Source organism: Cobetia sp. PDI-23MA, from assembly GCF_059507735.1.
The window spans coordinates 2,616,942-2,637,838 of record NZ_CM183352.1; the positions used below are offsets into that span (position 1 = coordinate 2,616,942).

Below are 20,897 nucleotides of genomic sequence, written 5' to 3' on the forward strand. Positions count from 1 at the left end.
GCAAAGGCGCAGGTAATGTCATGCAGCAGGGCCGCTGGCAGAGCATCCAGTGCAAGCGGCTGATGCACAAGGCCTTCTCAGCCCTGAAGCTTGAGGTGCTTGCACTGAGGGCTCAGCCCATTGAAGACGACTCAGCCCGCTGTGGGCTCAGTGTGCAGGCTGGCAGCGCTCAGCGTCCAGCGCGCACTCGAGCCCTGACTCAAGGCATTGTCCTGATGCGAGGACAGGATCACCGCACACCCCTGCTGGCACATCTGCTCCAGTCGCAGCGCCAACTGCTCGACAGCGGCCTGGTCCAGATTGGCGGCAGGCTCATCCAGCAACAGCACCGGCGGACGCGACAACCAGGCGCGCGCCAATGCCAGGCGCGCTCGCTCGCCACCCGACAATGAGCGGGCCGGCTGACGGGCCTGATCGCTCAGCCCGCTCCAGCGCAGCATCTCCTCGACCTGATCGCGCTGCTGGCCGGCAGAGCCGCTGTCGGGTTGCCAGCGAGCCGCCAGCACCAGATTGCCGGCCACGCTGGTGTCGAATAGATACGGCTGCTGATGCAGGTAGCGCACCGGATGAGCGTCACGGGTCTGCCATTCAAGCTTGCCGCCAGTCGCTGACTGCATGCCGGCCAGCACGCGCAGCAGCGTGGTCTTGCCACTGCCGTTGTCACCCTTGAGGTGCACCCAGCCGGACGCCGGGGACGGCGCCCAATCCAGCGCCGCCACATGCCATAACAGGCGCCCTTGCGCCTCGGCGCCCTCGCCGGAGACTTGCGCCGCAGGCGGCAAGCGATATTCGAGGTCGCGCACACGCAACAGAGGGGCAACGCTTGCGTCAGCATCAAGTGCCCGGGCAGCAGACGACGAGGCTTGCGCGAAGCCAGTCCCCGCCACTGGGCAGGAGGAGTCGCCCGGGGGAACAGACGAGGACGAAGAACTAGGGGGGAACATCATGACTCCATACGACGATTCAGCCTGACGCGATCAGTGCTGGTGTGCTTGTCTCAACTGGCAGGTAGGCGGCTTGCAGGCTGCGGGAGCAGAACGCGACTGGCGGCGGGGCCTGGGGTCAGGCCTGCACCGCCAGCTGACCGCGACCGCGCAACAGCCCCAGCATCAGATTGAGCGCCAGCGCCAACACCAGCAATACCATGCCCAGGGCGACCCCCTGGGCGTACTCGCCCTTGAGGGTTTCCAGCGCGATGGCCGTGGTGATATTGCGCGTGAAACCGGCAATGTTACCACCCACCATCATGGCGCAACCCACTTCCGCGATGATTCTACCAAACGCGGCCACCAACGCCGCCATCACGCCGAAACGGGCCTCCATCACCAGCCGCCACAACGCCGCCCGGCGCGACGCCCCAAGCTGCAAGGCTGTCTCCCAGGCACGCTTGTCGACGCCCGCCAGCGCGGCATGCAGCATCACCACCAGAATCGGCAGGGCGAGCAGAATCTGCCCGATCACCATCGCCGGCTGGGTGAACAGCAGATGCCAATCACCCAGCGGTCCAGCGCGCGACAGCAGGATGAACAGCAGCAGCCCCACCACCACGGTGGGGACGGCCATCAGGGTATTGATCAGCGAGATCAGCAGCCAGCGCCCCGGGAAGGCACAGCGAACCAGCACGAAGGCGATCAACAGTGCCGGTGGTACCGCGATCAGCATCGCCATCAGCGAGACACGAAACGACACGCCGATGATCTCCCACAGCGCGCCATCCATGCTCAGCAGGAGGCTCATGGCCTCCTGCGTGGTTTGCCACAAGCTCACGAACGCGGCTCAGCCTGTGCGTCCTGCGCCTTCACCGGCGTGCGCTCAGAGGCGCGATCCGCTGTCTGGCGAGCATCGAAGCCGGTCTCGCCGTGGCTGGCATGAAACAGCGCCTTGCCCTTGAGACGGTAATCATCGATTGCCTGCTGCCCTTCGCTGGAGATCAACCATTCGGCCAGCTCACGCGCACCACGAGTATTGAGCCCATCATGATTGGCAGGATTGACCAGAATCACCTGATAGGGGTTGAAGAGACGCGCATCGCCCTCGACCAGAATCTCGAGCTCGAGCTTGTCTTCCATCGCAAGCCAGGTGCCCCGATCGCTCAAGGTGTAGTCCTGCAGCTCACTGGCCATGCTCAGCACCTTGCCCATGCCCTGACCGACGGCCTTGTAGCCGGAGAAATCAGGGGTGACATTGGCACTCTGCCACAGGGCCAATTCCTTCTTGTGGGTGCCGGAATCATCGCCGCGCGAGATGAAGCCGGCATTGGCGCCGGCGATCTTGCCCAGTGCGGCGTCCACATCCTGCATGCCGTCAATGGCCGCCGGGTCCGCCTCGGGGCCAAGCAGCACGAAGTCGTTGTACATCACGCCATGCGGTTCGACACCGTAGCCGGCATCGACGAACTTGCGCTCGGCGCCCGGGGCGTGGGTCATCACCAGATCCACATCGCCATCCTGGCCCATGCGCAACGCCTTGCCGGTACCGACCGCGATGACCTGGATGGTGACATCGTGGGCCTGTTCATACTCCGGCAGCAGGTGATCGAGCAGGCCTGAGTTGTAGGTGCTGGTCGTGGTGGCCAGACGGATGATGTCGTCGGCTGCCTGGGCCGGCAGAATGCTCAGCGCACCGAATGACAGGCCTGCGAGAGTGGCCAGCAGGCGACGAGAAGACAATGTATGGCGTTGCAGCATGGGGATGCTCCCTGAATATTTTTTATGGCGTGACGGTATTGATGACATCAACGTGAATGCTGACTCTGCAAACGACATGCCGAAAGCGCTCTCGTGACAAGACCTGTCATCCATCAGAGGCTTTCAGAGCTTTGGCATCGGACTGATACATGGGCTGGCACGCAAGACAGCCGGCGATGATACCGGAAACATCTCCAGCAGGCTGGCTTGCCGGCTCCCGCCTCCTGTCGTCCCTGACGCCCCTCTCATCCCTGACGCCCCTGTCGCCCTGCTGACGTCGCTATATCAACTGGAGCGAATGGCGCTGCTGGAATGGCACTGCCGGAATGGCAGGAAAAATACTGACAATAACTCCAGGCATGACCACCGCTGACCCATGACGCCCCAATTGACCCATCATCGCCGGGCCTTGCGTAGCACAACGGGACAGCCTGCCAACCCTGCCCGCCAGCGCCGCGTGCTGACAAGGCTGCAAGGCTTCGCCTGTGGCAAGCGCAAGCAGAAAGAGGCAGCAATGTGCCATCCAGCGCTAGATTACCAGTGAGCAGCACGCCACAATGCCCGCATGATAGAGATGATCTCCCCTGCGACCATTATTACTGCCCTGTTGACCCGAGGAACGCCATGACTGCCCACGCCCCCTCCACACCCCGTGAGACCCGGCGTAGCGGCAGCGACCCCCTCCCCACCGCCTCGGTACTGATCGTTGATGACGAGCCCGGCATGCGCCGCTATCTGGAGAAGGCACTGTCCTCGCGCTTCGCGCTGATCGAATGCGCCGATAGTGTCGAGCAGGCCGAAGCCCTGCGCTCGCGTCTCCACTTCGACCTCATCCTGCTCGACATTCGCCTGCCGGGGCGTGATGGCCTTGACTGGGATGAAGCCCTTGCGCCCTCATCGGTCAGCGATGTCATCTTCATGACGGCCTACGCCGATCTCGAGACCGCTGTGCGCGCACTGCGGGCCGGGGCCTGTGATTTCATCATCAAGCCGTTTCGTCTCGAACAGCTGCAGGCCGCGCTGGACCGCTGCCTTGAGCGCCGCCAGCTGACGCGGGAAAACTTCCTGCTCCGTCGCGACAATGCCCGCCATCAGCAGGAAGAGGCCAGCCTCAAGGGCGAGAGCCCTGCCATGCAGGAGCTGGCGCATATCATCGCGCGCGTTGCTCCCGCGCCCTCGCCGGTGCTGATCCTGGGAGAATCCGGCACCGGCAAGGAGCTGGCGGCGCGTGACCTGCATCGCCTGTCCGGTCGGCGCGGCGCCTTCGTGCCGGTCAACTGCGGCGCCATCAGCCCGGAGCTCTTGGAGAGCGAGCTGTTCGGCCACCTCAAGGGCGCCTTCACCGGCGCGCACCGTGGCCGAGATGGCCTGTTCAGCTTCGCCGATGGCGGCACGCTGTTCCTGGATGAAATCGGCGAGATGCCCCTGGCGATGCAGGCCAAGCTGCTGCGGGTGCTGGAAACGCGCCGCGTGCGCCCCGTCGGCGGCGAGCAGGAACAGGCAGTCGATGTGCGTATCGTGGCCGCCACTCACCGCACACTGGAAACGGAGGTGGCCGCGGGCCGCTTCCGCGAAGATCTCTACTATCGCCTCAACGTGTTGAGCCTGACGCTGCCGGCCCTGCGCGAGCGCCCGGAGGACATCCCCGCGCTGGCCCAGCATTTCTCGCGCCAACTGTCGCGCGAACTCAATCTCCCCGCCGTGCCCTGGCAGCACTCTGATCTCACTCGCCTGTGCCACTATTCCTGGCCCGGCAATGTGCGGGAACTCAAGAACGTCATCGAACGCGCCTTGCTGCTCGGCCGCCTGCCCGGCGATACCCTGCCGGCCGACGCTCAGGCCGAACATGCATCAGGCCACCTGGCATGGGGCGACAGCGGAGACGCGTGCACCTCCGCCGAGGAAGAGGCCACCAGCAGCGGTTATCCGCTCGAGTGGTCATTGGATGCGGTGGAAAAGGCCCATCTGTGCGCGGTACTGGAGCGACATGCCAACAACAAGTCAGCCGCCGCCCGCCAACTGGGCATCTCGCGCAAGACGCTGGATCGCAAGCTGACCACCTGGCGCGCCGAGCAACAGATCAGTGAGGACAACGGCGCTGAGAATGGTACTGAGAGTGGTGCTGGGAGCGGTACTGAGAGCGGCGCTGAGAGTGATCAACCCGCCACCTCCACTGCGTCTATCACTCCCTACGGAGCCGACGGCAGCGCATGATCAAGCGCCTGCGCCATTACTTCGCCGGTTCGCTGCGGCGCAGGCTGCTGCTGCTGACGCTGGCGCCGCTACTGGCGCTGATGCTGGCGCTGGTCGGCCTGACCGCCTACTGGACCACAGCCTATACCGACCGCCAGCTGTACATGAACGTGCGCAGCGATCTCGATGTCGCCAGCCGCACGCTGCAGAGCCAGCATCAGCGTCTGCGTGATGGCCTGGAAGCGATGCGCCGCAACCTGCGCCAGCTGGTGGCACCCGATGAGCAGACCGCGCAGCTGTTGCCACGCCTGGTGCCGCGCCTGGTTACCATGCGGGACACCCTCAACGCCGACTGGCTGCGCTGGTTGCCCACCGAGCAGTTGCGCCAGACACCCGGCGTCGCCGCGCTGATTCCGCAACTGGCGAGCGGCGAAAGCCTGGATGGCCTCGACATGCTGTCCAGCGACTCACTGGCGACGCTGGATCCTGCGCTTGCCGAGCGTGCGCGCCTTGCGCTGCGCCAGACGCCCTACGCACAACCCAGTGCCCGTCGCGAGGAAAACCGCGGCATGCTGCTGCGGGCGCTGGTGCCCATCCTCGATGGCGAGGGCAAGCTGCTGGGCGCGCTGGATGCGGGCCGCCTGCTCAATCGCGACCCGCGTCTGGTCGATGAAATCCGCGATCTGCTCTATGGCCCCGGCACCCTGCCGGAGGATGGCACCGGCACCATCACCCTGTTTCTCGATGATGTCCGCATCGCCACCAATGTCACCGACGCCAGCGGCGAGCGTGCACTGGGCACGCGCGCCTCGCTGGAGGTGAAGCGTCAGGTGATCGGCAATGGCGAGCGCTATATCAATCGTGCCTTCGTGGTTCGTGACTGGTTCGTGGCTGCCTATGCCCCGCTGGATTCTCTGGATGGCCAGCGGATCGGCATGATCTACGCGGGCTATCCGCAGGCGCCCTACGCGCGGCTCTATCGCGAGACGCTGACGCATATCAGCCTGGTGCTGATCGCGGTCAGTCTGTTGGGGGTACTGCTGGTATGGAGCAGCATCGAGCGCCTGATGCAGCCGATCCGACAGATTCGCCGTGTAGTGCATGCCGTGCGTGATAACCCCTCACAGGAAGGCTTGCGCATAGGCCCGCTGTCCTCGCTGGGGCCGGCGCAACGGCACGGTGATGAGCTGGATGAACTGGCCGAGGAATTCGACGCCATGCTGGCGCGACTGGAAGCGCACCGCCACGAGATACAGCTCGCGGCCCAGACGCTGGAAGCCCAGGTGGAGGATCGCACCCGCGATCTGCGCGCCCAGACCGCCACGCTGCGAGAGCGCAGTCAGGCACTGGAGGAACACGTGCGCCTGCTGCGTGAAGCGCGCGCGCGCCTGCTGACCCGCGAGAAACTGGCGGCGCTGGGCGAACTGACGGCGGGTATCGGCCACGAGATCAACAACCCCGCTGCCGTGATTCTCGGTCATGTCGAGTTGATCGAGGTGATTCTCGGTGAACAGGCCGAGCCGGTGCGCGAGGAAATCGCCACCATCATCCATCAGGTCGAGCGCATTCGCGCGCTGGTCGACAACCTGCGTCAGTACGCGCGCGACCCGCTCGCCTCCAACGACATTGGCGACGGCAACTCATTGACGCCGTCACTCGGCGCGCCTCACCTCAGCCAGATTCATCCCGATGAGGCGATCCACAGTGTCGAGGTGCTGGTCAGGCACGCGCTGGATCATCATGGCCATCAATTGCAGCATGAGCTGGCGGCGACTCGCCTGATCGAGGCCGATCGCGCCCAACTGACCCAGGTGCTGGTCAACCTGCTGATCAACGCCATCGAGATGGCACCTGCGCCGGATACGCTGTGCATCACCAGCCGTGATCGTGATGCGGCGCTGGCCCAAATGAACGGCGAGCCAGACAACCGTCCGGATAGGTCAGTCTCAGCGCCAGCGTCAGTGCAAGCGCCAGGAGCAGAACTCGCCCCAGTGGCGGGAGTCGAGATACGCGTCATCGACCACGGCGCAGGCGTGCCGGAGCATCTGAAGTCGCGCATCTTCACGCCCTTCTTCACCACGCGTGCCAATGGCTCGGGCATCGGGCTATCCGTCTCATCGGGCTTGATCACCCAGCTGGGGGGCAGGCTATGGCTGGAAGATACCCCCGGTGGTGGCGCCACCTTCTGCCTGTGGCTGCCGTGCATCGCACGCCGGCATCATGAGGATGATCAAGGGCGCCATCTGCTCGAGACGCTCAGCGCCGGGGGCAGCAGTCGCTCGCCTTGAGCCACAGGCGGCAGATGAGCATACTTGGCCTTGGCGAGGGGCACTGCCACGGACTCCCGCCCGCGTGCTAGCCTGCGCGCATGCTCACTCAATCAGGCACCACTGATGTCGCACGATAGCTCCCCTACTGCCCCCGAACCTCTCACTGCCGGCAAGGCAGCGCAGCCCCCTGACGACGAGAAAATGGCAGACGAGGAAATGGCAGACGAGGAAATGGCAGCGCCTCGCACGCTGGGCAAGCGGCTGCGCGAACTGCGCACACGTCATGGCCTCTCTCAGCGCGAACTGGCCAAGCGTGCCCAGGTGACCAATTCGACCATCTCGCAGGTCGAGCAGGACGCGGTCAGCCCTTCCGTCAGCTCGCTGAACAAGATTCTCGAGGTATTTCCGATCTCGCTGAGCGACTTCTTCAGCGATGAGATACCCGTCGAACCGCCACGCATCCTGCGTGACAGCGAGCATGAACCGATCGCGGGCTGTGGACCGGGTTTCAGCCTGCGACGCATTGATCAATCCCGGCAGACAACGCCACACCCCCACGTCGAGCTGGGCAGCCTCGCACCGGAGTGCAGCGCCTATCTGCAGGCCGCGCATGACAGCCTGGTACTGGTCACGCACGGCGCACTGCGCATCGAGTTCCCCGCGACGGCGGCCTGCCAGGAGGCACTTCTCGAATGCGGTGATGCTGCGCGACTGCATGCCGGGGAGCGCTATCAACTGTATTGGCGCAAGCCTGATGCGTCACAAGCCGCAAGCGATGAACTCGCAAGCGGTGAAGGTATCAATCATGAAGCCTCGGACGCTGATGAAGCCCAAAGCTGCCAGTGGTTATGCATCGCACAGAGTCGCTAGGCCGGCATTCGCTCGAGAGCTGCTCGGCCCTGCCAGCTCAACCCTGGCCAGCACGACCCAGGCAGCACAACTGGGCCGATATGACCCTGACCAACAAGACTCAAGCCAGCTCGGTCGAGTTGGCGTAACACGCGTTGCTAGATTCTTGCAGTGCGGGAGTGAGGCCGGTCAACAGCGTCAGATGTCTGCTCGCGCACCTCATCCCAGGGATCATTGGTGGCCGGCTCGGCCAGAAAACGCTCCACCATGGTGTGCGGGCAGAAATCTGCCAACCATTCCTCGCGAATCGGATAGCCCTCCTCTGCCAACAATTCGTTCATGCGGCGCGCGAGGCCTTCGGCGGAATGCGGCGCGATGGCGTGTTCCAGTTCGCCCTTGAGGATCTCGCGTATCCCGCCACGGCAATCCACCGATACGACAGGTGTGCCGCAGGCCAGCGCCTCCATCAGTACGATCCCCATGCCCTCGACACGCGAGCTGAGCACGAACAGCTTGGCGGCACGCATCCAGGCATAGGGGTTGTCACGCTGACCGGCGAAGATCACCCGCTCGGCGATGCCAAGCCTCTCAGCCTGGTTTTCCAGGGCTTCCCGGCAATTGCCCGCCCCCACGATCACCAGCGGCTCCTTCGGATTGGCCAAGGCATAAGCCTCGAGCAACAGGGCATGGTCTTTCTGAGGCACCAGACGCGCCACGTTGAGAATGAAGGGCTCAGCGGGGATATCCGGCTCATCCATGGCGGCCTGCTCGCGGATCCGGGAGATCGGGCAGGCATTGACGATCGTCTCGATATGCGCCGGTGTCACCCCATGCTGGCGAGCAATGTCTCGGGCCCCTTGCGCCACATCGTCAGATACCGCCACCAGATGCTTGTCCTCCAGCAGACAGCGGGCAAACATGCGCTGCTTCCACTGCGGGCCGGTAAAGTTGACGCGATTTTCCAGCACGTAACGTGCACGGGAATCCTTGAACCCCCACACCTGCTCGAAGGTCCCCAGGCCACGGAAGATGATGCGGTCAACCTTGCCGTGTTCCTGCTCGAATTCCTTTAGCCAAGCGGCAAATTCCTCGCCACCGGCCTTGCCGACCCACTCGAAATTGGAGCGACGGATGACGGGATTGAGCACCAGCCGCGACGCCAGTGTCGTCAGGGCGCCGCCGACGGAACGCTGAACGCGTTGCTGAATCGGCACGATGTGCTGCTGGACGGTGGCATCCTGTGGCTCAAGCACCTGATCACGACCGCGCCAGATGACCATATGCGTCTCGTGGTCATTCGCGGCCAGACTGTCGGCAAGATTGACCGCCACTCGCTCCATGCCGCCCATTTTCAGGCTTCTCACTACAACCAGGGTACGCAAGCATCACTCCTTCGAATGTCCGCCAGTACCGCTTTATGCCGCGCGCAAGACATGCAAAAACGATAGCTGGCGTCGGGTGGGAAAACGAAAAATGCAACCCCCGCGTGCCAGTCGCTCGGCACACGGGGGTTGCATTTATCTGAACCGTCATTCGCGGAAATGTTCCTGAGTTCTACCTCTCAGATGACAATGACAATCACTCTCCTTCTTTCGCCGGCGGCAGAATCAGATTGAGCACGATGCCCAGAATGGCGGCCAGACTCACGCCCTGCAGCGTGAATTGACCACCGCCGACCTGCATGCCACCGATTCCGAATACCAGGATCAATGACGCGATGACCAGATTGCGCGGCGCGGTCAGCGACGCCCCCGCACGTACCAGGGTATTCATGCCGACCACCGCGATCGAACCGAACAGCAGGCACATGATGCCGCCCATCACCGGTGTGGGAATCGTCTGCAGCACGGCGCCGACCTTGCCGACGAAGGCCAGCGAGATCGCGACACAGGCTGCGACCGTCATCACCCGCGGATTGAAATTGCGCGTCAGCATCACCGCGCCGGTCACTTCGGAATAGGTGGTATTGGGCGGTCCCCCGAACAGTGACGCCGACGAGGTCGCCAAGCCGTCACCGAGCAGCGTGCGATGCAGCCCCGGTTTCTTGAGGTAATCGCGGCGTGTCACCGAGCCGATCGCCACCATGTCGCCTATATGCTCCACGGCAGGCGCGATGGCCACGGGAATCATGAACAGGATGGCCGAAAACTCGAAGGTCGGCGCAGTGAAGCTTGGCAGCGCCAGCCACTCGGCGGCATGCACCGGCGAGAGGTCGATCACTCCCATCAGCAGCCCCAGTACATAGCCTGTCAGGATACCGCCGAGAATCGGCACCAGACGCAACATGCCACGCCCGAAGATCGACAGCACCAGGGTCACGCCGAGACTGGCCAGCGACAACGTCAGCGCCTGGGCATGCGAGATGTGATCGCTGAACTCGCCGGTGGCCATCTGCACCGCCGTCGGTGCCAATGCCAGGCCAATCACCATGATCACCGGACCGACCACGACGGCAGGCAGCAAGCGATGCACGATGCCGACACCCTTGAGACGAATGCATTGCGCCAGCAGCACATAGACCAGCCCCGCGACGAACAAACCGCCCATGGTGGCAGGGATGCCGAAGTTGGCGACCGAGCTCTGGATGGGCGCAATGAAGGCAAACGATGAGGCGAGAAAGACCGGCACGCTGGCCTTGGTCACACATTGGAAGACCAGGGTGCCGACACCGGCAGTGAACAGGGCGACGTTGGGATCAAGCCCGGTCAGCAGCGGGACCAGTACCAGTGCACCAAAGGCGACGAACAGCATCTGCGCGCCGGTGACGAGCGTCGTCAGCGAGAACCCTTCCTGTTCCGGCAAGGGCACATGGGCAGACGACGCATGGGGAGAGGAAGTATCAGAGGACGGTGATGAAGACGACATGGCAGCACTTCTTTTCACGGGCGGAGGAGTCAACCGCCTGATCCTGACTGCTCAGACAGGTCAGACAGATACAAAAACGCCCCACGCAGATGCGCAGGGCGTTGTCATCTCTGGCGGGCGCTCAGCGCGTGCCGAAGATCTTGTCACCGGCATCGCCGAGACCCGGTACGATGTAACCGTTCTCGTCGAGACGGTCATCGACGGAGGCGGTGTAGATCTCGATGTCCGGGTAGGATTCCTGCACCTTGGCGATCCCCTCAGGCGCTGCGACCAGCACGATGACCTTGATCTGCTGGCAGCCCTTGGCCTTGAGCATGTCCAGCGTGGCGATCATGGAGCCGCCGGTCGCCAGCATCGGGTCGATCACGATGGCCAGACGCTCGTCGAGATCTGACACGAACTTCTCGAAGTACGGCACCGGCTCCAGCGTCTCTTCATCACGGTACAGGCCCACGACGCTGATGCGTGCCGGGGGAATCAGGTCTGTCACGCCGTCCAGCATGCCCAGGCCGGCACGCAGGATCGGGACGATGGTCACTTTCTTGCCCTTGATGGTCTGGACATCCAGCTCGTTGCCGCTCCAGGCATCAATGGTGGTAGTTTCCAGCTCCAGGTCCTGGGTTGCCTCATAGGTCAACAGCTTGGCGACCTCACTGGCCAGCTCACGGAAGCTCTTGGTGCTGATGCCTGCTGCACGCATCAGGCCGAGCTTGTGCTGGACCAGTGGATGATTGATGGCATGGACGCTCATGGAAATACCTCTTGGGACAGAAGATGGTGCAAACGATACGCAGCACTACCCCCGCCGGCTCGGACGATAGCAGCGGGAGGCTGGTAAATTGAGCGCATTCTAGCGGAAGCAGGCTGACAAGTTAAGGCTCTCGCCTTCAGGTGACAGTGGAAGCGCCGCAAATGGACTGGCGCCCTCCCGCTTGCCACTCATTCAAGGTGTGTAACCGAAGTTGACGAAATCCTGTGCATAGAGAATGGCCAGCTTCTCGCGGGTCGCCGCTGTCATGCCGCCCCCCGCCTCGACACTCCCCTGGTTGCGATGCGCAATCTCACCGCTGATGCCCAGCTTGTTGGCAACCTGCTGGAAATCCTTGTCCAGGGTTTCGAAATGCCCCAGAAAATCCACCATCAAGGTCTCGTTTCCATCCATGACAAAAGAGGATTGCGAGAGAAACAGAAGATGACTACGAAAAGCGCCTTGCCACAAGCCACGTGCGACAAAATCATCAAAATCTGAATACTCCGCCATCTCCTTGGCAATGGCGAGATCCTGCTTGCCTTGATTGCCGCCACTCAATATATAGCGATACGCTGACAGGGCACGATCGTAGGGATTTCTGACAAAAGAGAATTTGTAGTATGAGCTGAAGCGTTTCTTATCCGACTTTTTATAACTTTGCCATGACACATGATCTCTCCCCTTATCTTTTTGCTTACCTAAAGCAGCCAAGATAGAAGTACCAGCCACCTTGGGGATATGAATAAATATGCATTTATTTTTCACCAAATGCCTACGATATGGAAACCGTTCGGAACACCACATAACATTTCTCTATTAGAACATTGATGACACAGCAATATAGAGGCAAATCGAGGAAAAAGAATGTAAGCAAAATGAATTTCCTTTCCTTTCCAATGGTGGAATGTACGTATCCATTCATGATATGATACTCGGGTTTATTAACAGAGCACCTTACCATGTTTAATATTTTTATTTCCTGTGATGAAAACTACGCACCTCACCTTGCGACAACAATCGTATCGATAATTTCAAATTGTCGTACTCCTGAAATGCTGAATTTTATTATCGGTGACGGAGGGTTGTCATCTCTAACCATCAGCCGCCTCAACAAGATGATAAAATCTAAAGGGGCTGCAGTAGAATATGTGTATCTTGATGAGGAAAAGTTCGAAGGCCTAGAAGTCAAACGCTATGGTCTATCCATTTATTTCAGACTATACCTTGACGAAGTCATTAGCGAAGATATCACTGACGTTCTCTGCATTGATTGCGATACTGTAGTTGTATCCGACATCCTGAAAATAACAAAGCATGTAACGATGGATGACTATACTATTGCGGCTGTTGAAAATATCGGTCGATCTCCTTATAAGTCCTTGGGATTACAGAAAGGAGATTACTTCAATTGCGGCCTAATGCTTATCAATATGAATAAATGGCGAAAGAAAGATATCGGTAAAAAAGCATTATCTTTCCTACGCAAGCATCCTGAACTTTGCCTATATCCTGAGCAGTCTTCTCTAAATAAAATCATAGAGGGACAGTGGACAAAACTACCCATTACCTGGAATGCACAGCGCCCAGCCTATAAAATCATCGAAAAGCGATTGGCAGAGCAACATCGACCAAAACATGAGTTTGTAGAATCCATACAGGCCCCTCATGTTATCCACTACATGGGGAAAAACAGCAAGCCCTGGGATAAATATAGCCTTCATCCGCTAAAGGATTTATATGAGTTTTATCGCCGCAAAACTCCGTGGCCTCGAGAGATGAACAACAATAGGGGGCCTTTTTTCAAAAAAATAAAGCACTATGCCTCGATTCAAAAGCTGTATATCTTCCACAAGAGAAGAAAGATGAGCAAAGACCTATTGAATCAACATAAAATCTAATTGAAAAGCGGCATCATGAAATATGCCGCTTTTCAATGATGGTTACATCAAACTTTACCAACGCATAAAAATGCTTCTCCACAGGTCTCTTTTAAGCGCCTTTACCTGCCTATTAGCATTCAGCCTCCAATATTCACCATCTTTGTAGCTCCCCCCCCCTTTCGTTTCAATTCGATAATCAGCGATATCACTTTTGACATCCGATTCTGGAAGTTGATCGCAAAAAAGAGGGTAAACAGCATAAGCCTTGAATTCAGTCGCGTAGAAACTATCTACCGCTTTTTTTGAATAAGGCTTATCAACGATCTTCTTCATACCTTTACGAGACAGCATATAGGCATGCCCTCCCGTCAGCTTGGCTCTAACCACGCCCGCAAAAGGAATCAACCACATCCTTCCCAGCATGCCACCAAGGTAAAAAATTTCCGGGTTACGTATTTTCAAGAAACAATTGATACGTGCTATTACTCTTTCAGCCGGCATGGCAAGAGTAGCATCATCTTCAAGGATCAAGACTCGTTGATAACCTCTTTCCATGGCCATTGCTGCGCAGGCACGATGTGACTCGTAACATCCACGCTCAGGATTATCCACATCACGCTCGGCAAGATAAAACTCAATATCCAAGCCTAGCGGTAAAAACTCTTTCTGTAGATGTTCCCGGCGGTCTTCACGCTCTTTGAGGCTGATACAAAATACCCCATCCACCTCGAGTGTTTGTTGACTCTTGTTCATCCTTGGCGGCTTTCCCTAGAAGCTTGTCACAATAATATATTATAGCTGCCAGTCGATCGGCTTTTCCCCACGCGCTTCCAGCCAGGCGTTGGCTTGCGAGAAGTGGCGAGAGCCGAAGAAACCGCGGTGCGCTGCGAGGGGGGATGGGTGCGGCGCGTGGAGCACCAGGTGCTTCTGGGTGTCCACAGCGCGGGCCTTCTTCTGGGCATGGCTGCCCCAGAGCAGGAAAACCACACCCTGACAGTGCTGATTGATCACGTCGATGGCGCGGTCAGTGAATTGCTCCCACCCCTGCTTCTGATGCGAGGCGGCCTTGCCCTGCTCGACGGTCAGCACGCTGTTGAGTAGCAAGACGCCCTGCTTCGCCCAGCTTTCCAGGAAACCGTGATCGACGGGGTCGACGCCGACATCGATGGCCAGTTCCTTGTAGATGTTCTTCAGCGAAGGCGGCGGGCGCACACCGGGGCGTACCGAGAAGCACAGTCCGTGCGCCTGGCCCGGGCCGTGGTACGGGTCCTGCCCGAGGATCACGACCTTGACGTTGGAGAGCGGCGTCAGCCAGAAGGCACGGAACCAGTCATCGGAATGCGGATAGATGACCTTGCCGGCATCTTTCTCGGCGCGCAGAAAGTCGCGCAGACGCTGCATGTAGTCAGCCTGAAACTCTTGGCCAAGATGCGCCTGCCAATCGGCAGGCAGCACCTCGGAGCGGCCAGTCGCGGCAGTCTCCAACGGCATGTCAGCTATCGCTCTCTTGCTTCTTGAGCTGCTCGGCGATCGGCTCGACGTAGGCGATGCCCATATCCCACGGGAACTGGATCCAGCAGTTCTGCGGCACTTCGGTGATGAAGCCATCGACCAGCGGACGCCCTTCCGGCTTGGCATAGACGGTCACGAAGTGCGCCTTGGGCAGCATGTCACGCACCGCACGTGCGGTATTGCCGGTGTCGACCAGGTCATCGACCAGCAGCCAGCCGTCACCGTCGTGGTCGACGCCCTTGACCACTTCCAGACCACCCTGCTCCATGTGGTCGTGATAGCTCTTGATGCACACGGTATCGATGTGGCGGATACCCAGCTCGCGGGCGATCAGGCCGGCCGGAATCAGGCCACCGCGGGTGATGGCGATGATGCCCTTGTAATCGCGACCGCTGAGGTCGTGACATAGCGCGCGCACATCACGGTGCAGCAGATCCCAGGAGACGATGAAGTGGTCGTGGTAGCGTTCGGAAGACATGTGGGTCACTCGCAATGACGAAATAGAAGGAAAGCATGGTGGCTGGCGCGCCACCGCACAAGGGGAAGATCCACTCAGCCACGCTAGAGCGCGGACAAGGGCCTCGGATTCGCTGCCCGCAGCAACGACGATGGCCCTGCCAGAAGACAGGGCCATCGCGTCAAGCCGGCATTACTCGGATTCGGTGAAGCTGCACGCCGCGAAGACGCTGTGGCCTTCTTCACGAATGCGCGCAGAGCCGCCGATTTCCGGCAGATCGATGATGGCTGCCGTCTCGACGACCACACCGCCGGTGCGCTCGATCAGCTTGCAGGCCGCCAGCATGGTGCCGCCGGTGGCGATCAGGTCATCCATCACCAGGATGCGATCGCCTTCACGGAAGGCATCGGAGTGCAGCTCGACGGTGGACTCACCGTATTCCAGCGTGTAGGTCTCGCTGATGGTCTTGAACGGCAGCTTGCCCTTCTTGCGCACCGGCACGAAGCTGCAGCCCAGTTCATAGGCCAACGGTGCGCCGATGATGAAGCCACGCGCATCGATGGCGGCGATGGCGTCGATTTCCATCTCCTGATAGCGGTGCACGAAGGAGTCGATCAGCTTGCGGAATGCGGCGGAATTCTGCAGTACCGGCGTGATATCACGGAAGTTGACGCCTTCCTGCGGCCAGTCCGGCACGGTGCGGATGACAGACTTGATGTAGTCGCTGTAGATGCTCATTAGAGGGCTCCGTCGAGGAACAGGTATTTGCAGGCGAACAGGATGGCGAGAATCACCAGCCCCGGGCTCAGATCACGATAACGGCCGGAGAACAGCTTGATCACGGCGTAACTGATGAAGCCCAGCGCGATCCCGTTGGCAATCGAGTAGGTCAGCGGCATCACCAGGGTGGCAATCACCACCGGTGCCGCTTCAGTAATGTCGTTCCAGTCGATGCGTGCCAGGCCACCCGTCATCAGGCAGGCGACATACAGCAGCGCACCGGCAGTGGCGAAGGCCGGAATCGAGGTCGCCAGCGGCGACAGGAACAGGCTGACGAGAAACAGGCCAGCCACGACCACGGCCGTCAGGCCGGTACGTCCGCCGGCGGCCACGCCGGTGGCGGATTCGATGTAGCTGGTCACGTTCGAGGTGCCCATGACAGAGCCGACCATGGTGGCACTGGAGTCGGCCATCAAGGCTCGCCCCAGGCGTGGCAGGTGGCCACGCTCATTGGTCAGGCCAGCCTGCTGGGAGACGGCGATCAGCGTGCCCGAGGTGTCGAACAGATCGACGAACAGGAAGGCGAAGATGATCGACACCATGCCCAGATTGAAGGCGCCGGCGATATCGAGCTCCGCCAGCGTCGGCAGCATGCTCGGCGGCATCGAGGCGAGGCCGTGGAAGTCATTGTTGCCGGTCAGGGTTGCCAGCAGCGTGACGAGCAGTATGCCGATCATCACCGCACCGATCACCTTGCGGTAGGACAGCGCGACGATCAAAAAGAACGAGAGCAATGCATACATGGCCGCCGGCGAAGACAGATCGCCCAGCGTGACCAGCGTGCCGGGGGCGTCGACGACGATGCCGCTGCCCTGCAGGGCGATGATCGCCATGAACAGGCCGATGCCTGCGGCGATGCCGGTCTTCAGCGAGGCGGGAATGGCATTGATGATCCACTCGCGAATCTTGAAGGCGGACAGCAGGAAAAAGCTCACCCCGGACAGGAAAACCGCGCCCAGCGCGACCTGCCAGGGCACGCCCATCTGACCGGCGACCGTATAGGTGAAGAAGGCCGTCAGCCCCATGCCCGGTGCCAGCGCGATCGGGTAATTGGCATAGAGGCCCATGACCAGACAACCGATGGCTGCCGCCAAGCAGGTCGCGACGAACACGGCGCCGTGATCCATGCCGGTGGAGGCCAGCATCGAGGGGGCCACGAAGATGATATAGGCCATCGCGAGGAAGGAGGTAAATCCTGCGATGACTTCGGTACGCACATTGGTACCGTGCTCGGAGAGCTTGAAAAGACGTTCCAGCATTGAGGTAGCCCCTATCCTAGAGCAGTGCCTGTCCGGCAAGGCGCAGTGGTCGGTGATTGTCAGAATCAGCAGATCAAGACGAACTCGCTCGGACAGGTATGCCGCACAGGGCGTTGGATGACGCTTTTCCCCTGTTCAGCCTGCCTGAACCACGATGCCCCGCCGGCGGCAGGGCATCGAAAGGCGCAACATGGTACCCAAAGGTCTGCAGCGAATCGAGCATTCCCGGCATATTTCCTGACCAGTCAGACGAGTACTGGCGTCCTGCCAGTGAGGTGATCCGCTGCAGACCTGCAAGCCTCATGCCAGACGGGAGGCCATGACCCGCTCGACGGTCTCGACAATGGCTTGCGTCTGCGGGTCGACTTCAAGGTTGACCTGATCCCCGACGGCACGGACTCCCATGAGGGTGCGCTCGAGCGTCTCGGGAATCAGATTGACGCAGAAGCGCGTACCCTGCACCTCGCCGATCGTCAGGCTGACACCGTCAAGTCCCACATAGCCCTTGTCGAACAGAAAACGCATCAGCTCGGCCGGCGCCTGGAACCAGATACGACGATTGTCGGCAGTGGCTTCGATGGCATCGATGGTCACCATCGCCATCACGTGCCCGGACATCGAGTGCCCACCGATCTCGTCGCCGAAGCGTGCCGCTCGCTCCACGTTCACGACGCTGCCCACCTCGAGCTCGCCCAGATTGGTCAGACGCAGCGTCTCGCGCATCAGGTCAAAACTCGCCAGTTGGCCCTCAAGCACCGTCACGGTCAGACAGCAACCGTTATGGGCTACCGATGCCCCCAGCTCCAGCCCCGCCTCCAGCCCCGCCGGCAACCGGACCTGATGCGTGCGAAAGTCAGTGCGTTCCTCAATGGCCACCACTTCCGCCATGCCTTGTACGATACCCGTGAACATGCGTGATCTTTCCTTGCAGCTGCTTCTTGCTGTCGAGAAGCCATGAATAAGGGACGGCATGCAGCAGCGAGATGACCGGCATGCCCAGCCGAAATCCTAGCATGGTGGACTTGCCGTCGACATGCTGGCGTTATCGACCGTTGGGCTGCGCGGCGTTGCTGCCCTCGCCACCCACCGCGGGCACGTGCAGCCGCCACCGCGAACGCAGAGCAGCGATAGCAGGCCGCAACTCATACCCGACTGACCGTCAAGACAGGAAAGCCATTGATAGCCGTTGAAACCCTCGCCACAGCCAGATACTTGTAAGAAATGGCTTACAGAGCGTATCGCCAAATTACCATATCGAACGCCAGTTCGAATAAACGCCCGGCGCAAGACCAAAGTCGTTGACACCCCCAAGGTGACTGATAGAATGCGCCTCAAATCTGTTTGGCGCCGATTTGTACCCGGATTGCGGGCGCCCACCACGAGAGCTGGTCTCACGGGGTGCAAGTTCTGCTAAAAGGGTGTGTCCAGCGTTGATGGCCACCCGTCTTGGGTGGTCTTTTTTCTCCCCACTGGATCGCTCCCCTCTTCGCTGTCTGCCATGTGCGCAGACGCCGGCAGAACGCTCTGTCTTCTACAGACCTTCGCCCGCAATCCGGTTGGTGCCTTAACCACTCGGACCCCCATGATCACACTCAAGAACGTCTCCAAGACTTACGGCAGTGGTGACAAGGCCGTGGTCGCGCTCAAGGATGCCAGCCTCACGGTTCCTCAGGGCGCCATTACCGGTGTCATCGGCCTGTCCGGTGCCGGCAAGTCGACCCTGATTCGCTGCGTCAATCTCCTTGAACGCCCTACCTCCGGCAGCGTCGTCGTCGATGGTCAGGAACTGACCGAGCTCGACGAGTCCGCCCTGCGCAATGCCCGTCATCAGATCGGCATGATCTTCCAGCACTTCAACCTGCTCTCCTCGCGCACGGTCTTCGCCAATGTGGCCTTGCCCCTGGAGCTGGCAGGCATCTCGAAAGACGAGATCAGCAAGCGCGTCGAGCCATTGCTGGAGCTGACCGGTCTGAGCGACAAGGCTGGCCAGTATCCGGCCCAGCTCTCCGGGGGCCAGAAACAGCGCGTAGCCATCGCCCGCGCACTGGCCAGCCGGCCCAAGGTGCTGCTGTGCGACGAGGCCACCTCGGCACTCGACCCCCAGACCACCACGTCCATTCTCGAGCTGCTCAAGGACATCAACACCAAGCTGGGGCTGACGATCCTGCTGATCACCCACGAGATGGAAGTGGTCAAGAGCATCTGCGATCAGGTCGCCTTGATCAGCGGGGGTGAACTGGTGGAAGTGGCCTCGGTGGGCGACTTCTTCACCGCGCCGCAGACCCGCCTTGGTCGTGAATTCCTCAACGACTTCCTCGAGCTTGAGCCGCCGCGTGCGCTGGTGGAGCGCCTCGAGGCCACGGCCGGTCCGCATACCCATCCCGTGGTCCGTCTGGCCTTCAGTGGCGATGCCGTCTCCACGCCGCTGATCTCCCGCCTGGCGCGTGAATGCCAAGTGGATGTCAGCATCCTGCAGGCCAAGGTGGAATCCATCCAGGAGCGCACCCTGGGCCTGATGATCGCTGAACTGATGGGCGACAGCACCCAGACCCGTCAAGCGCTCGACTATCTCGAATCCCACGACCTCAAAGTGGAGGTGCTCGGTCATGTCACCCGCACTGCTTGAACTCGTCCTGTCCTCCACCCTCGAGACGCTGTACATGGTCGCGGTGGCAGGCCTGATCTCCGCGGCACTCGGCATTCCGCTGGGCGTGGCACTCTATACCTCGCGTCCCGGGCAGATCCTGGCACGCCCGGCACTCAACAGCGTGCTGAGCATCATCACCAACATCGGCCGCTCGGTACCCTTCATCATCCTGATGGTGGCAATCATCCCGCTGACACGCCTGATCGCCGGCAGCTCCATCGGTACCAACGCCGCCATCGTGCCGCTGACCATCGCCTCGATTCCCTTCGTCGCCCGCCTGATCGAAGGCGCGCTGAATGAAGTCGGCCCGGGGCTGGTCGAGGCCGCCCAGGCCATGGGCGCCACGCCGATGCAGATCATCACCAAGGTACTGCTACCGGAAGCACGCGGCGGCATCATCAATGGTCTGACCATCACCGTGGTGACGCTGATCAGCTATTCCGCCATGGCTGGTACCGTCGGTGGCGGCGGCCTGGGGGATCTCGGCATTCGCTACGGCTACAACCGCTTCGACCCGATGGTGATGCTGGTGACCGTGGTCATCCTCGTCGTCATGGTGCAAGGCTTCCAGAGCCTAGGCGACCATCTGGTGCGCAAGTCGAACCATAAGTAAGCGTCGCCACATGAGCGTCGGCTGGTCTATAAGTGGCGTTCGATCCACAAATCACACGGCTTTCGGTATCGTGGCGGCTCATCACCATGAGCCGTCACTCATAACATCCCGCGGACCGCGTCGGTCACGCTGGA

The 20,897-nt window shown here is 60.6% G+C and carries 19 protein-coding genes; 6 read left to right on the forward strand and 13 right to left on the reverse strand.

Annotated features, from left to right (window positions below; all coding sequences use genetic code 11):
- Positions 1-131: 131 nt before the first annotated feature.
- From AC5WNJ_RS11075 to AC5WNJ_RS11085, 3 genes are all read right to left on the reverse strand, one after another.
- Positions 132-803, reverse strand: a complete 672-nt coding sequence (locus tag AC5WNJ_RS11075; RefSeq protein ID WP_495931044.1) for an ABC transporter ATP-binding protein — start codon at positions 801-803, stop codon at positions 132-134.
- A 259-nt stretch (positions 804-1,062) separates the two neighbouring features.
- Positions 1,063-1,737 (reverse strand): ABC transporter permease, encoded by a 675-nt coding sequence (locus tag AC5WNJ_RS11080; protein ID WP_253060975.1) that lies wholly within the window; start codon positions 1,735-1,737, stop codon positions 1,063-1,065.
- Positions 1,738-1,763: 26 nt separating this feature from the next.
- The gene (locus AC5WNJ_RS11085) at positions 1,764-2,687 is read right to left on the reverse strand and encodes an ABC transporter substrate-binding protein (protein ID WP_495929693.1); all 924 of its coding nucleotides are present in this window, start codon (positions 2,685-2,687) and stop codon (positions 1,764-1,766) included.
- 624 nt (positions 2,688-3,311) lie between these two features.
- Here AC5WNJ_RS11085 and AC5WNJ_RS11090 point away from each other — a divergent pair.
- From AC5WNJ_RS11090 to AC5WNJ_RS11100, 3 genes are all read left to right on the forward strand, one after another.
- A complete protein-coding gene (locus tag AC5WNJ_RS11090) occupies positions 3,312-4,901 on the forward strand; it encodes a sigma-54-dependent transcriptional regulator (RefSeq protein WP_495929694.1) in 1,590 nt (529 codons plus the stop codon).
- Complete coding sequence (locus AC5WNJ_RS11095) at positions 4,898-7,168, forward strand: sensor histidine kinase (protein WP_495929695.1); 2,271 nt, start codon at positions 4,898-4,900, stop codon at positions 7,166-7,168. Before AC5WNJ_RS11090 ends, AC5WNJ_RS11095 begins: the two co-directional genes overlap by 4 nt.
- Positions 7,169-7,273: 105 nt before the next feature.
- Positions 7,274-8,020 carry a helix-turn-helix domain-containing protein gene (locus tag AC5WNJ_RS11100; RefSeq protein WP_495929696.1) on the forward strand — a complete coding sequence of 249 codons (747 nt, stop codon included), beginning with the start codon at positions 7,274-7,276 and terminating at the stop codon, positions 8,018-8,020.
- A 137-nt stretch (positions 8,021-8,157) separates the two neighbouring features.
- Here the strand turns inward: AC5WNJ_RS11100 and AC5WNJ_RS11105 are convergent, their stop codons facing one another.
- The 4 genes from AC5WNJ_RS11105 to AC5WNJ_RS11120 all read right to left on the reverse strand — a co-directional run bounded on the left by AC5WNJ_RS11105 (position 8,158) and on the right by AC5WNJ_RS11120 (position 12,419).
- Positions 8,158-9,381 carry a glycosyltransferase gene (locus AC5WNJ_RS11105; RefSeq protein ID WP_495929697.1) on the reverse strand — a complete coding sequence of 408 codons (1,224 nt, stop codon included), beginning with the start codon at positions 9,379-9,381 and terminating at the stop codon, positions 8,158-8,160.
- A gap of 196 nt (positions 9,382-9,577) precedes the next feature.
- Positions 9,578-10,864, reverse strand: coding sequence for a uracil-xanthine permease family protein (locus AC5WNJ_RS11110; RefSeq protein ID WP_495929698.1), 1,287 nt, complete (start codon positions 10,862-10,864; stop codon positions 9,578-9,580).
- A 121-nt stretch (positions 10,865-10,985) separates the two neighbouring features.
- On the reverse strand, positions 10,986-11,615 hold the full coding sequence (gene upp, locus AC5WNJ_RS11115) for a uracil phosphoribosyltransferase (RefSeq protein WP_043335602.1): 630 nt from the start codon (positions 11,613-11,615) through the stop codon (positions 10,986-10,988).
- A gap of 192 nt (positions 11,616-11,807) precedes the next feature.
- Complete coding sequence (locus tag AC5WNJ_RS11120; protein ID WP_495929699.1) at positions 11,808-12,419, reverse strand: sulfotransferase family 2 domain-containing protein; 612 nt, start codon at positions 12,417-12,419, stop codon at positions 11,808-11,810.
- A 155-nt stretch (positions 12,420-12,574) separates the two neighbouring features.
- On the opposite strand from AC5WNJ_RS11120, the gene AC5WNJ_RS11125 reads away from it, so the two are divergent.
- On the forward strand, positions 12,575-13,513 hold the full coding sequence (locus AC5WNJ_RS11125; RefSeq protein ID WP_495929700.1) for a glycosyltransferase family 8 protein: 939 nt from the start codon (positions 12,575-12,577) through the stop codon (positions 13,511-13,513).
- Between the two features lie 54 nt (positions 13,514-13,567).
- Here the strand turns inward: AC5WNJ_RS11125 and AC5WNJ_RS11130 are convergent, their stop codons facing one another.
- From AC5WNJ_RS11130 to AC5WNJ_RS11155, 6 genes are all read right to left on the reverse strand, one after another.
- A complete protein-coding gene (locus AC5WNJ_RS11130; RefSeq protein ID WP_495929701.1) occupies positions 13,568-14,248 on the reverse strand; it encodes a glycosyltransferase family 25 protein in 681 nt (226 codons plus the stop codon).
- 39 nt (positions 14,249-14,287) lie between these two features.
- Positions 14,288-14,986 (reverse strand): uracil-DNA glycosylase, encoded by a 699-nt coding sequence (gene ung, locus AC5WNJ_RS11135; protein WP_495929702.1) that lies wholly within the window; start codon positions 14,984-14,986, stop codon positions 14,288-14,290.
- A 1-nt stretch (position 14,987) separates the two neighbouring features.
- A complete protein-coding gene (gpt, locus tag AC5WNJ_RS11140; protein ID WP_175089368.1) occupies positions 14,988-15,485 on the reverse strand; it encodes a xanthine phosphoribosyltransferase in 498 nt (165 codons plus the stop codon).
- 171 nt (positions 15,486-15,656) lie between these two features.
- Complete coding sequence (locus AC5WNJ_RS11145; protein WP_175089366.1) at positions 15,657-16,202, reverse strand: adenine phosphoribosyltransferase; 546 nt, start codon at positions 16,200-16,202, stop codon at positions 15,657-15,659.
- Positions 16,202-17,503, reverse strand: a complete 1,302-nt coding sequence (locus tag AC5WNJ_RS11150) for an NCS2 family permease (RefSeq protein ID WP_175089365.1) — start codon at positions 17,501-17,503, stop codon at positions 16,202-16,204. The genes AC5WNJ_RS11145 and AC5WNJ_RS11150 overlap by 1 nt, the downstream gene beginning before the upstream one ends.
- Positions 17,504-17,803: 300 nt before the next feature.
- Entirely contained in the window at positions 17,804-18,415 is a 612-nt protein-coding gene (locus tag AC5WNJ_RS11155) for a riboflavin synthase subunit alpha (RefSeq protein ID WP_495929703.1), read from the reverse strand.
- 670 nt (positions 18,416-19,085) lie between these two features.
- Between AC5WNJ_RS11155 and AC5WNJ_RS11160 the strand changes: the two genes are divergently transcribed.
- Both AC5WNJ_RS11160 and AC5WNJ_RS11165 read left to right on the forward strand, forming a co-directional pair.
- Positions 19,086-20,129 (forward strand): methionine ABC transporter ATP-binding protein, encoded by a 1,044-nt coding sequence (locus AC5WNJ_RS11160; RefSeq protein WP_253060994.1) that lies wholly within the window; start codon positions 19,086-19,088, stop codon positions 20,127-20,129.
- Complete coding sequence (locus AC5WNJ_RS11165; RefSeq protein WP_107336314.1) at positions 20,110-20,763, forward strand: methionine ABC transporter permease; 654 nt, start codon at positions 20,110-20,112, stop codon at positions 20,761-20,763. The genes AC5WNJ_RS11160 and AC5WNJ_RS11165 overlap by 20 nt, the downstream gene beginning before the upstream one ends.
- The last annotated feature ends 134 nt before the right edge of the window (positions 20,764-20,897 follow it).